The sequence below is a fragment of the Acinetobacter sp. GG2 genome, from assembly GCF_000292385.1.
Taxonomy (GTDB): Bacteria; Pseudomonadota; Gammaproteobacteria; order Pseudomonadales; family Moraxellaceae; genus Acinetobacter; species Acinetobacter seifertii.
Genome location: NZ_ALOW01000028.1, coordinates 1 through 12,380, shown reverse-complemented (window position 1 = coordinate 12,380; position 12,380 = coordinate 1). Strand labels below are relative to the sequence as shown.

13 protein-coding genes are annotated in these 12,380 nt (G+C 38.9%); 12 read left to right on the top strand and 1 reads right to left on the bottom strand.

The window, feature by feature from the left end:
* Positions 1-18: 18 nt before the first annotated feature.
* Positions 19-1,662: an L-aspartate oxidase gene (nadB, locus tag B554_RS0105475; protein ID WP_019457250.1), complete on the bottom strand. Its 1,644-nt coding sequence runs from the start codon at positions 1,660-1,662 to the stop codon at positions 19-21.
* Positions 1,663-1,893: 231 nt separating this feature from the next.
* Here nadB and B554_RS0105470 point away from each other — a divergent pair, with 231 nt between their 5' ends.
* From B554_RS0105470 to B554_RS0105410, 12 genes are all read left to right on the top strand, one after another.
* On the top strand, positions 1,894-3,270 hold the full coding sequence (locus B554_RS0105470) for a Do family serine endopeptidase (RefSeq protein WP_004699956.1): 1,377 nt from the start codon (positions 1,894-1,896) through the stop codon (positions 3,268-3,270).
* A gap of 120 nt (positions 3,271-3,390) precedes the next feature.
* Positions 3,391-3,843 carry an acyl-CoA thioesterase gene (locus tag B554_RS0105460; protein WP_019457248.1) on the top strand — a complete coding sequence of 151 codons (453 nt, stop codon included), beginning with the start codon at positions 3,391-3,393 and terminating at the stop codon, positions 3,841-3,843.
* 176 nt (positions 3,844-4,019) lie between these two features.
* Positions 4,020-5,837, top strand: a complete 1,818-nt coding sequence (gene lepA / locus B554_RS0105455; protein WP_004699962.1) for a translation elongation factor 4 — start codon at positions 4,020-4,022, stop codon at positions 5,835-5,837.
* Positions 5,838-5,906: 69 nt separating this feature from the next.
* The gene (gene lepB / locus B554_RS0105450) at positions 5,907-6,734 is read left to right on the top strand and encodes a signal peptidase I (RefSeq protein WP_019457247.1); all 828 of its coding nucleotides are present in this window, start codon (positions 5,907-5,909) and stop codon (positions 6,732-6,734) included.
* Between the two features lie 23 nt (positions 6,735-6,757).
* Positions 6,758-7,132 (top strand): DUF4845 domain-containing protein, encoded by a 375-nt coding sequence (locus tag B554_RS0105445; RefSeq protein ID WP_019457246.1) that lies wholly within the window; start codon positions 6,758-6,760, stop codon positions 7,130-7,132.
* Complete coding sequence (rnc, locus tag B554_RS0105440) at positions 7,104-7,796, top strand: ribonuclease III (RefSeq protein ID WP_019457245.1); 693 nt, start codon at positions 7,104-7,106, stop codon at positions 7,794-7,796. The genes B554_RS0105445 and rnc overlap by 29 nt, the downstream gene beginning before the upstream one ends.
* A gap of 11 nt (positions 7,797-7,807) precedes the next feature.
* Positions 7,808-8,830, top strand: coding sequence for a GTPase Era (era, locus tag B554_RS0105435; RefSeq protein ID WP_077163210.1), 1,023 nt, complete (start codon positions 7,808-7,810; stop codon positions 8,828-8,830).
* 18 nt (positions 8,831-8,848) lie between these two features.
* Positions 8,849-9,049, top strand: coding sequence for an NF038104 family lipoprotein (locus tag B554_RS0105430; protein WP_004699972.1), 201 nt, complete (start codon positions 8,849-8,851; stop codon positions 9,047-9,049).
* Between the two features lie 9 nt (positions 9,050-9,058).
* The gene (recO, locus tag B554_RS0105425; RefSeq protein ID WP_019457244.1) at positions 9,059-9,772 is read left to right on the top strand and encodes a DNA repair protein RecO; all 714 of its coding nucleotides are present in this window, start codon (positions 9,059-9,061) and stop codon (positions 9,770-9,772) included.
* Between the two features lie 13 nt (positions 9,773-9,785).
* On the top strand, positions 9,786-10,511 hold the full coding sequence (pdxJ, locus tag B554_RS0105420; RefSeq protein WP_019457243.1) for a pyridoxine 5'-phosphate synthase: 726 nt from the start codon (positions 9,786-9,788) through the stop codon (positions 10,509-10,511).
* Positions 10,512-10,517: 6 nt separating this feature from the next.
* Complete coding sequence (locus tag B554_RS0105415; RefSeq protein ID WP_004699979.1) at positions 10,518-11,162, top strand: tRNA-(ms[2]io[6]A)-hydroxylase; 645 nt, start codon at positions 10,518-10,520, stop codon at positions 11,160-11,162.
* A gap of 272 nt (positions 11,163-11,434) precedes the next feature.
* A complete protein-coding gene (locus tag B554_RS0105410) occupies positions 11,435-12,196 on the top strand; it encodes an SDR family NAD(P)-dependent oxidoreductase (RefSeq protein WP_019457242.1) in 762 nt (253 codons plus the stop codon).
* The last annotated feature ends 184 nt before the right edge of the window (positions 12,197-12,380 follow it).

Below are 12,380 nucleotides of genomic sequence, written 5' to 3'. Positions count from 1 at the left end.
TTTTATAAGAAGAACAGTTTAAATTTCTGTATTAACCAATGGTTGTTCTACTGCAAAAGTTGGAGGAGTTAAAACTGTTTTACGAATCTCTTTCGAAGTTTCTGGATAATCGAGCGTGTAGTGTAGCCCACGTGATTCTTTGCGGTGCATGGCACAGCGAACAATCATCTCAGAAACGAGCACAAGATTACGCAGTTCAATCAGGTTTTTGCTAACACGGTAATCTTGATAATATTCAGTGATTTCACGCTTTAACATCTCTATACGGTGTAAGGCACGTTCTAAACGTTTCGTGGTTCTGACAATACCAACGTAGTTCCACATGGTCGAACGTAACTCATCCCAGTTTTGTAAAATCACCACATCTTCATCTGGGTTGGTTACTTGAGAGTCATCCCAAGTCGGTACTTCTGGTAATTTGAAGTTTTCATCAAACTTATTTTCGATGTCTTTTGCTGCACTCATGCCGTAAACAAAGCACTCAAGTAATGAGTTACTCGCCATACGGTTTGCACCATGTAAACCTGTATAAGAGGTTTCACCGATTGCATATAGACCTTCAATATCGGTCTGACTATTTGAGTCAACTACAACACCACCACATGTATAGTGAGCTGCTGGCACTACTGGAATCATGTCTTTGGTAATGTCGATACCTAACTCAAGTAATCGTGCATAAAGTGTAGGGAAGTGCTCTTTAATAAATTCAGGTGATTTGTGGGTAATATCTAACCATACATGACGAATACCGAGACGCTTGATTTCGTGGTCAATGGTACGTGCCACAATATCGCGAGGAGCCAACTCTGCACGATCATCAAAACGAAGCATAAAACGTTCGCCATCTGGCAAGCGTAAATAAGCACCTTCACCACGCATGGCTTCGGTAATTAAGAACGAACGCGCTTGTGGATGGTATAGACAAGTTGGGTGGAACTGGTTAAATTCCATATTGGCTACGCGGCAACCTGCACGGTAAGCCATGGCAATGCCATCGCCTGTGGCAATATCTGGATTTGATGTGTAAAGGTAAGCTTTCATCGCACCACCGCAAGCAAGTGCGGTAAATGGTGCAAGGAAAGTATGAACTTTTTCAGTGTTTTCATCTAAGGCATACAAACCAATAGCGCGATTTGCCTGATCTGTATGACCCAATTTATGCGACGTGATTAAATCAATCGCAATGTAGTTTTCAAAAATAGTAATATTCTTGCGTTCTTTGGCGCGTTCAACCAACGTCGTTGAAATGGCTTTACCAGTAGCATCAGCAGAATGGATAATGCGGCGCTGTGAGTGACCCCCTTCACGAGTTAAGTGAAGTTGCTCATCTTCATCTAAGGTGAACTGAACACCTTGCTCTAAAAGGAAATCAACAGAAGGGCGACCGCCTTCTACAGTATGTTGAACTGCATCTATTTCACATAAATGAGCACCTGCAATCATCGTGTCATTAATGTGTTGTTGAATAGAGTCAGTTTCATCAAGAACAGCAGCAACACCGCCTTGTGCATAGAAGGTACTTGCTTCAGTCAAAGCAGCTTTGGCTAAAACTGCAATATTAAAATGACTTGGTAACGATAAAGCCAGACTTAAACCAGCACCGCCACTGCCCACAATAATCACGTCAAAGTGGTGAATTGTCTGTTGATTAGGCATGTCCATTCGCATCAATTTAAAACGTCCGCTAATGACACCCCTTTTTACCTAAAAAGGCAAGAGCTTAAGCGCTCTAAGTCACAGAAAAATTGCAATTACCTTAAAAAATTGCAATGTGTAAAATAAACATGATCATGATGTCTTATAAGTAAACATATTGTTACGCACAATTCCAAAGCATTGTGATACAAAAGTTTTATTCTTATTTCTCGTAGACCAATTGTGGGTGAGCACCGAATGAAATCTCGCTATTTACAACAAGGAATGTATGCAGCGGTATTTACAGTTGCCGCTGTTCAAGCAAACGCTGCTGTTGATTTTTCAAACCTCGTTGAACAAGTTAGTCCAGCTGTGGTGAGTGTAAATGTCGTAAAAAAAATGACTCAGGATGAACTGTTACAACAGCAAGTTCCTGAAATTTTAAAACGTTTCTTTGGTAATCAGGTCATCATTCCACAGCAACAAGGTCCTCAAGAAAAAACCGCATACGGTAGTGCATTCTTTATTAGCAAAGATGGTTACTTACTTACAAACCATCATGTGATTGAAAATGCTTCCCGCATTAGTATTACTTTAAATGACCGTCGTGAAATTGACGCAACTGTTGTTGGTAGTGATGAACGTACCGATGTTGCATTATTAAAAGTCAATGGAAATAATTATCCAGCTTTAAAAGTGGGTAATGTTGACCGCTTACGAGTTGGTGAGCCTGTTTTAGCGATTGGTTCACCATTTGGTTTTGATTACTCCGCTTCAGCAGGTATTGTCAGTGCTAAATCACGAAATATGAGTGGTGAAACCTCTGTACCGTTTATTCAAACAGATGTGGCTTTAAACCCAGGTAACTCAGGTGGCCCATTGTTTAATCAAAACGGTGAAGTAGTCGGAGTAAACTCACGTATCTTTAGTGGTACTGGTGGTTATATGGGCTTGTCTTTCTCTATTCCAATCGATGTGGCGATGGATGTAGCAGAACAGCTTAAAACCAAAGGGAAGGTTACTCGTTCATACTTAGGCGTTATGATGCAAGATATTGATCGTAACCTTGCTGATGCCTACAAATTACCTAAACCAGAAGGTGCTCTTATCACACAAGTTACGCCAAATTCACCTGCTCAAAAAGCAGGGCTTAGAGCTGGTGATGTGATTTTAAAACTTAATGGAACTTCTGTACTACGCACAAGTGATTTGCTCTATGCTTTAAACAAAGTGCAGCCAAATCAAACTGTTCAGTTTGAAGTATTACGTGATGATAAAACTCGTAATATTTCAGCAACTCTGGCAACCGCACCAGATGAAACACCAGCTACAGGTGCTCAGACTTCTGCCTCTAAAGGTCCGGTTTTAGGTATGAGTATTCGTGATTTAGCTGAGCCAGAGAAAAATGCATTGAGCGTAAAAGGTGGTATTTATGTTCAAGATGTTCGCCGTGGTGGACTAGCATCATTGTCAAATATTATTCCGGGTGATGTGATTATTCAGGTTAATAATACTCAAATTTTGAATAGCCAAGATTTTGCAAAAGTTGTTTCTAACTTACAAAAAAATACGGTTGCGCGTGTTGGAATTATTCGCCAAGGCCAACGTGCAATGCTTGGTTTGCGTATCCAGTAAAATAATTTAAAAATGAACCACCCTGAAAATGGGTGGTTTTTTATTATTTGTATTCGGCATAATGTTCGATCTAGCTAATTTAATTGTAGTTTTAGGTTTAATGATTAAAGTGGGTGTTTTGTGAGCAGTATTTTCGATTTGCATATTCAGGTTCAGCCACAGCATATTGATGCTTTGGGTCATGTTAACAATGTAATGTATGTCCAATGGATGCAAGATGTTGCTGCTGCTCATGTTGAAACATTAGGTGTAGGCGTAACCAAATACCTTGAGCTTAAACATGCAATGGTGGCCGTTGAGCATCATGTGCAATACCGTAAAGCAGCGTTTGAAGGCGAAGAAATTGTACTGCGAACATGGCTCGATGATATCAATGCACTTTACTCATTTCGCCAGTATGTTTTTTATCGTCCTTCTGATCAGGCAGTCTTATTTGTTGGGAATACCAAGTGGGCATGTATTGAAATTGCATCCGGTCGACCAAAACGAATGTCGCCAACTTTTACACAAGCTTATAAGCCCCTTGATACAAGCATAAATCCTTTGGATTTTACTATTTCATATGCTCGTTAGTCGGAAGTATTACATATGCTTTGAATTGTCATTTTTTAGAACATAAGTACAAAGCTCATGATTATTTTGGATACTTTAAAATATCCATCTGCTATAATCTCTCGCAATTTGTTAAACCGCTTTGGCTATGTATTAAAACAAGCTACATAGCACTTTATATTTTCTCAAGGTAGCCCATGGCGCAAGCTAAAAAATCCGTTGATATCAAAAATATCCGAAACTTCTCGATTATCGCTCATATTGATCATGGTAAGTCTACTTTAGCTGACCGTTTCATTCAGATGTGTGGTGGCCTACAAGATCGTGAGATGCAAGCTCAGGTCTTGGACTCAATGGAGCTTGAGCGCGAACGTGGGATTACCATTAAAGCAGCGTCTGTGACATTGTATTACACCCATCCAAATGGGCAGGAATATCAGCTTAATTTTATTGATACACCTGGGCACGTTGACTTCTCGTATGAAGTTTCTCGTTCATTAGCTGCATGTGAAGGTGCATTATTGGTTGTTGATGCTGCGCAAGGCGTTGAAGCACAATCAGTTGCAAACTGTTATACAGCTATTGAACAAGGTCTCGAAGTTCTTCCTATCTTAAATAAAATTGATTTACCGCAGGCTGAACCTGAACGTGTAATTCATGAAATTGAAGAAATTATCGGGATTGAAGCGACAGATGCACCGACTTGTTCAGCAAAAACAGGTTTAGGCGTTGAAGGTGTATTAGAGCGTTTAGTTGATGTTATTCCGGCACCAGAAGGTGACCGTGAAGCTCCACTTCAAGCGTTAATTATCGATTCATGGTTTGATAACTACTTAGGTGTAGTTTCTCTTGTCCGTATTAAACAAGGTCGTATCCGTAAGGGCGACAAAATGTTGGTTAAGTCGACAGGACAAACTCATCCGGTAACTTCTGTTGGTGTATTTAATCCTAAGCATACTGAAACAGATATTCTTGAAGCTGGCGAAGTAGGTTTTGTTATTGCAGGTATTAAAGACATTTTTGGTGCGCCAGTAGGTGATACCATTACACTTGCAACTACACCAGACGTTGCAACGTTACCGGGTTTCAAAAAGGTTAAACCGCAGGTTTATGCAGGTCTGTTTCCAATCGATTCAAGTGACTTTGAACCATTCCGCGAAGCATTACAGAAATTACAAATTAACGATTCTGCCTTGTTCTTTGAACCTGAAAGTTCAGATGCACTTGGTTTCGGTTTCCGCTGTGGTTTCTTAGGCATGTTGCATATGGAAATCGTACAAGAGCGTTTAGAGCGTGAGTACGATCTCGATTTAATTAGCTCTGCACCAACAGTAGTTTATGAAGCTGTTACCAAAAAAGGTGAGACGATCTATATCGACAGTCCGTCTAAGATGCCAGATGGTTCAGTTGTTGAAGATTTACGTGAGCCAATTGCTGAATGTCATATTCTTGTGCCGCAAGAATACTTAGGTAATGTCATGACCTTATGTATTGAGCGTCGTGGTGTACAAAAAGACATGAAATTCTTAGGTAATCAAGTTTCGATTACTTTTGAAATTCCAATGGCTGAAGTTGTAATGGATTTCTTTGACAAGCTTAAATCATGTTCACGTGGTTTTGCATCGCTAGACTATAACTTCGTACGTTTCGAAAGTTCATCTTTGGTTAAGGTTGATGTGCTAATTAATAGTGAAAAGGTTGATGCCTTGGCTATGATTTGTCACCGTAATGATGCTCGTCATCGTGGTATTGCTCTAGTTGAAAAAATGAAAGACTTGATTCCACGTCAAATGTTTGATGTTGCAATTCAGGCTGCCATTGGTGCACAAATTATTGCTCGTTCGACCGTTAAGGCGATGCGTAAAAACGTCCTAGCAAAATGTTACGGCGGTGACGTGTCTCGTAAGAAGAAATTACTTTCTAAACAAAAAGAAGGTAAGAAACGTATGAAACAAGTGGGTAGTGTAGAAATTCCACAAGAAGCGTTCTTAGCTGTTTTGAAAGTAGAAAGATAAAAGAAAGGGCTGGGTGAACTTATATTCTCCCAGCCATAAAGCAAGCAGCTAGGCTGCGAGTGAGGTCATGTGGATTTTGATTTTAATTTAATTCTTGTTCCAGTTACGCTGATTTTATTTGCGGTGTGGTTGCTAGATAAGCTCGTTTTTAAACAGCGTGCGAATAAAGGGCGAGAGAACGAAAATTTTGTTATTACATGGGCCTATGACTTTTGGCCAGTTTTAGCTGTTGTGCTTGTATTACGTTCATTCCTTTATGAACCATTTAACATTCCATCAGACTCTATGGTTCCAACTTTAGAGACTGGCGATTTTATTTTGGTTAACAAGTTTGACTATGGTGTTCGTTTACCTATCGTCAATAAAAAAGTGATTGATGTTGGTGAGCCTAAACGTGGTGATGTCATCGTATTTCGTTATCCACCTCAGCCGACTATTAGCTACATTAAACGTGTAATTGGTTTACCGGGTGATCATATTGTTTATGATCATGGGCAATTGATTATTAATGGTCAAAAAATTCCTAAAGTAGCAACTCAGTTTAGTCGTGAAAAAGATGCTTTAGATACACCTACGTCGATTTATCATAAAGAAACGATTGGTGATCATACCTTTACAATGCGTGAGCTTGAAGGCGTAAATGTTGCGCGTCAGGCACCTTTTATCAACTATGTTGATAATGGCAAATATTCGAACCAAGACGGTTTATATTGGGAAGTGACAGTTCCAAAAGGACATTACTTTGCAATGGGTGACAACCGCGATCAAAGTGCTGACAGTCGTTTCTGGGGCTTTGTTCCTGAAGAAAACTTAACAGGCCGAGCTTTCTATGTCTGGATGCATAAAGAACCTGGTTTCCACCTGCCAAGCTTTAACCGAAATGGAAAAATAGATTAAAAACAACCATTAGGAAAACAAAAATGCGTAAGGCACAACAGGGTACTTCGTATTTAGCAATTTTATTTGGGGTGGTCATATTTGCAATTGCGGCGAAAGCCGTACTTGCAGTTTGGCCAGCATATTGGGATGATCGTGTGATTAATAATCAGATTACTGAGCTTATGCAACAAAGTTCAGCTGATACCACACCCCAAAAGTTTATGACACAAATGGATCAACGACTTGAAATGAACAATATTCGTGATCTCCATTTTAAAGAGATTGCTGAAGTGTTTAACCAATCGGGTCTAATTGTCAAAAAGAAATATGAAGTAAGAAAACCATTCTTACTAAATATTGATTTAGTTTTAACATTTGAGAAGAGTTTTGACAAAACATCAGTTCAAACTAAGTGATCCTCGCTTACTCAGTCGGATCGGTTATCAATTTAAGCAGCCCGAATTGCTACAGTTAGCTTTGACTCATCGTTCGGTGAGTCATAGGTATAACTATGAACGTTTGGAGTTTTTAGGCGATTCGCTGTTGGGGATGATCATCGCCAATTATTTATATCATGCCTACCCACATGAAAATGAGGGGCGTTTAACGCGTATGCGTGCAACTCTGGTTCGCCAAGAAGCTTTAGGTAAAATTGCAACCGATTTGCAACTTAGTCGGTGTTTAATATTAAGCACGGGCGAATTGAAATCTGGTGGTCATCATCGTGAGTCAATATTGGCAGATACTGTAGAAGCGATTATTGGCGCAATATATCTTGATTGTAGTGACCTGAACCTACTCAACGATATTGTGTTAAAATGGTATGTACCTTATTTAGATCATATTGAGCCAACAGATCAACTCAAGGATCCAAAATCACGTTTACAAGAGTATCTACAAGCACGTAAAAAACCTCTCCCTGTTTACGAGGTTGTAGATATTCAGGGTGATGCACCTCATCAGCACTTTAAGGTCGAATGTTTGGTAGATGGTTTACCAAAGATTTATGGTGAGGGGTCAAGTCGTCGTTTTGCCGAGCAGGCAGCAGCGGCGGAAATTTTAAAGTTATTGGAGCAATAACCTGCATGTCGATGCATTCTGATCAAATCAATCCAGATTCAAATGAAAACCAAGATCCAAACAATCTGATTGATCAATTTTTTAGTTCCAAAGGCGTTACAATTCCTTCGGATTTTAAGAGCGGATTTGTGGCGATTGTGGGACGTCCAAATGTGGGTAAATCTACCCTCATGAACCATTTATTGGGTCAAAAACTCTCGATTACTTCGCGTAAACCTCAAACGACACGCCATAAAATTATTGGTATTGATTCACGTGAAAAAATGCAAGCGGTCTATGTAGATACACCGGGGATGCATAAGAAAGAAGTACGTGCAATCAATAAAATGATGAATCGTGCTGCGCATTCTGCACTACGTGACGTTAACTTAGTTTTATTTGTTATTGATGCCTATAAGTGGACTCAAAATGACGATTTAGTGCTTGAGAAACTCAAGAATGCTGAAATGCCAGTTATTTTGGTGATTAACAAAGCTGATACTTTTGAAGATAAAAGAGAGATTCTTCCTCTAATTCAAGAGCGTACTAAGCTTATGAATTTTGCTGAGATTGTTCCTGTTTCTGCTCTACGTGGAGCTAACTTGGAACATTTAAGTGAAACGATTGAAAAATATCTTCCTTATCAGCCACCACTGTATTCATTTGATCAAATTACGGACCGTTCTGAGCGCTTCTTGGCAAGTGAGATCATCCGTGAAAAAATCATGCGTCAGTTGGGTGAAGAACTTCCATACGATTTAACAGTACAAATTGAATCTTTCAAAACGGAAGAAGAAACTGTTAATGAGAAAACGGGACGACTAAAACCAGCTTGTACTTATATCGATGCAACTATTTTTGTGGATCGTGCTGGTCAAAAAGCAATCGTAATTGGTGAGAAAGGTGCCAAGCTTAAAACGATTGGTATGGATGCCCGTAAAGATATGGAAAAAATGTTCGAACAAAAGATCATGCTTACCTTATGGGTTAAGGTTAAAGGCGGTTGGTCTGATGATGAGCGTGCTTTAAAAAGTTTAGGATATAGTGATATCTAAGAAGCAGGGAATACTGGTATGAAAGCAATTACATCAATATTAGCTATTGTTGGATGTGCATTGATGTTGCAAGGTTGTGTGTACAAGCTTGTAACCGTACCAGTAGGTATTGCTTATAAAACAACTAAAGGTGTAGTGAAGGGTACAGCTGCTGTTGTAGGAGCTGTAATTCCTGATGGTGATGACGACGATAAGAAAGAAAAAGAATCTAAGGAATAGTTTCTTTTTATGATGCGCAATGAAATCCTGCATGGATATATGATTCATCATCGTAAATATCGTGAAAAAAGCCATATTGTGCATCTCTTCACTCAAGAGTATGGGCGAGTCGATGGTATTTTAAGACAAACTCCACCCCCTCAATATCAGCCTATCCGATTACAAGCTACGGGTAAAAGTGAACTGAAAAATTTTACGAAACTGGAAATACTAAATCAGCCAGTTTTCTTTTTTGGTGATGCTTTTTTCGCTGGTTTTTATTTAAATGAAATTGTTTTAAGACTTTGCCCTTTAGAAGAAGCAATGCCACAAACATTTGAACAATATCAATTAACACTACTTCAACTACAAGAATTGTCTTCGCACGAAAACCCAGATCTCTTTCTTAGACAGATATTAAGACAGTTTGAACATGCCTTGCTTCCTGAGTTAGGTTACGCGATTGATTTTTCAGTTGATAGCTCCCAAAAAGAAATTTTGCCGCATCAATTTTATCAATTTCAAGTGACTGAAGGCTTTGCTCCAGTCGTTCAGGCAGGCCGTTCATCTTTGTCTGGAAAAGCAATTTTATCTATGTTGGACTATGAGCAAGGTCAGGATTTTTCTCACGAACAATTGCAATTATTAGGTAAACTATACCGTCAAATGATTACATCGCTTTTAGGAGATCGTCCCCTAAAAAGCCGACAATTGTGGATTCAAAACACTCAAACTCAATCGTAATTAGGATTTATTTATGGCTGCATTGCTTGGTGTAAACATAGACCATGTTGCTACTTTAAGACAGGCGCGCGGTACGACTTACCCAGATCCTGTAGAAGCTGCTCTCATTTGTGAACAAGCTGGCGCAGAGGGTATTACTTTGCATTTGCGCGAAGACCGTCGCCATATTCAAGATGATGACGTGCGTCGTATGCGTCCATTGTTAAAAACGCGTATGAATCTAGAGTTGGCTGTTACTGATGAAATGGTCGAGTTTGCAAAAGAAATTCAGCCACAGCATGTGTGCTTCGTTCCTGAAAAACGCCAAGAAGTGACAACGGAAGGTGGTTTGGATGTCGTAGCTAATTTTGAAAAAGTTAAGGCTGCAACTCAAGCTTTAGCTGCATTGGGTTGTGATGTATCTTTATTTATTGATGCAGATTTTGCTCAAATTGATGCGGCAATTGCATGTGGAGCACCTACGATTGAGTTACATACAGGTGCGTATGCAGATGCGGAAACAGAGCAAGAGCAACAAGAAGAACTAGCACGTATCGTAAAAGGTGTCGAATACGCGGCAGCAAAAGGTTTAGTTGTAAATGCCGGTCATGGTCTCAATCTAAAAAATATTGCTCCAATTGCAGCGATTCCACAAATTCATGAGTTAAATATTGGTCACTCAATTATTGCTGAGAGTGTTTTTGTAGGTCTGGTACAGGCTGTTAAAGATATGAAAACAGCAATTCAGGCAGCAGGATAATTAGTAATGTCGAGTATCAATTATGATGAGTTAATGCAGCCTGTATTAGACTTCTTGGGGTGTCAAACCCCAAATGAATGGTTGGATGAGGCAATCAATAATTTAGATATCTTGATGCAAGATCATGCTAATTGTGAAAAGAAAGCTGCTAGTACAGCAATGAACTTAATGTTCCGCTATAGCTTCTTTCCTGACTTACAAGTAAAACTTGCTCAACTTGTACGAGAAGAAATGCTTCACTACGAACAAGTGCTTGAACTTATGGCTAAGCGTGGTCAAGAGTGGACTGGTTTAAGTGCCGGACGTTATGCTGGTGGTCTCCGTAAAGAGATTCGTACCTATGAACCTGAAGCTTTAATCGATGTACTTGTGGTAGGTGCTTTTGTTGAAGCGCGTTCATGCGAACGCTTTCATGCACTTGCTCCACGTGTAGATGATGAGTTAGGACGCTATTATCGTTATCTGCTTAAATCAGAATCACGTCATTTCGAAGACTATTTAGCTCTCGCACTCGATGTGGCCAAAACAGCAAAAATGAAAAATCCTAAAGAGGATATTCAGCAGCGTATTGAACATATTCGTGAGGTTGAAAAAAATCTGATATTAACACCAGATGATACTTTCCGTTTTCACAGTGGTGTTCCTGCGTAGTTTTTGACGGCTTTTGTTAAAAAAGTTTACCTTCCAAGGTAAACTTTTTTATTGGGTATAATTTATCTAGTGGGATCAAATAACTCTGCTTTTAGTTATTTAATGCATATAATTATTTAATAAATATATTTTTTATAGATTTTAATTTCTCTTAAAATTTTTAAAAAAACTTTTATTTTTTTAGCCTAATAATAAATATTGTGTAAATATAAAGGCTGATATGTTCATCATGAGTTCAACTAAAATAGTTGATTATTTCCAAGGATATAAGAATGTTAGCATTAGTTACAGGCGCATCGGCAGGTTTTGGTTATAGTATTTCAAAAAAGCTGATCGAGTTAGGCTATAACGTTATTGGATGCGGAAGACGGGCAGAAAAACTAGAAGAACTAAAACAACAACTTGGTGAAAAATTCTATCCATTAGTATTTGATATGACGGATACAGCAGAAAATATAAATAAGATATTTAAGGAGTTACCCAATGAATTTCAGATTGATCAAATTGACTTACTTGTAAATAATGCAGGTTTGGCATTGGGTTTAGAGTCGGCAGATAAAGCGGAATTAGATGATTGGTACACGATGATTGATACCAATGTTAAAGGGCTTGTGACAGTTACCCGATTAATTTTACCAAGTATGGTAAACAAGAAATCTGGCTTAATTATTAATATGGGTTCAATTGCAGGTACATACCCATATCCGGGTGGTAATGTTTACGGTGCAACAAAGGCTTTTGTAGAGCAGTTTAGTCTAAATCTTCGTGCGGATTTGGCTGGTACAGGTGTGCGCGTGACTAACGTTGAACCAGGGCTGTGTGGGGGGACTGAATTTTCTCTTGTACGTTTTAAAGGAGATCAAGATAAAGTGAGTAGTCTCTATGATAAGAAAAACCCAATTTTGCCTGAAGACATTGCAAATACGGTAGCTTGGATTGCATCTCAACCACCACATATCAATATTAACCGTATAGAAATGATGCCAACAACGCAGTCTTTTAATCCTTTAAAAGTGGTTGAAGTAGAAGAATGATTTAAGAAGAAAATATGTTGTTTAGAGTTAAGTTGTATCGTTAAACCTAACACATGCTCTAAGAAAAAATTAAATCCTCTATCAATAGATAGGGGATTTTTTGTAGTTATTGATAAATTTATGGCAAAAAAAAGCCCACTTTAATGCTGCGGGCTTTTTCGTATTTGGCTCTCCCACCTGGGCT

Excerpts from the sequence above, each read along its gene's own strand:
- lepA (WP_004699962.1), top strand. The coding sequence starts at position 4,020 with ATGGCGCAAGCTAAAAAATCCGTTGATATCAAAAATATCCGAAACTTC.
- B554_RS0105410 (WP_019457242.1), top strand. The coding sequence starts at position 11,435 with ATGTTAGCATTAGTTACAGGCGCATCGGCAGGTTTTGGTTATAGTATT.
- B554_RS0105430 (WP_004699972.1), top strand. The coding sequence starts at position 8,849 with ATGAAAGCAATTACATCAATATTAGCTATTGTTGGATGTGCATTGATG.
- B554_RS0105415 (WP_004699979.1), top strand. The coding sequence starts at position 10,518 with ATGTCGAGTATCAATTATGATGAGTTAATGCAGCCTGTATTAGACTTC.
- B554_RS0105470 (WP_004699956.1), top strand. The coding sequence starts at position 1,894 with ATGAAATCTCGCTATTTACAACAAGGAATGTATGCAGCGGTATTTACA.
- nadB (WP_019457250.1), bottom strand. The coding sequence starts at position 1,662 with ATGGACATGCCTAATCAACAGACAATTCACCACTTTGACGTGATTATT.
- era (WP_077163210.1), top strand. The coding sequence starts at position 7,808 with ATGCATTCTGATCAAATCAATCCAGATTCAAATGAAAACCAAGATCCA.
- B554_RS0105445 (WP_019457246.1), top strand. The coding sequence starts at position 6,758 with ATGCGTAAGGCACAACAGGGTACTTCGTATTTAGCAATTTTATTTGGG.
- pdxJ (WP_019457243.1), top strand. The coding sequence starts at position 9,786 with ATGGCTGCATTGCTTGGTGTAAACATAGACCATGTTGCTACTTTAAGA.
- recO (WP_019457244.1), top strand. The coding sequence starts at position 9,059 with ATGATGCGCAATGAAATCCTGCATGGATATATGATTCATCATCGTAAA.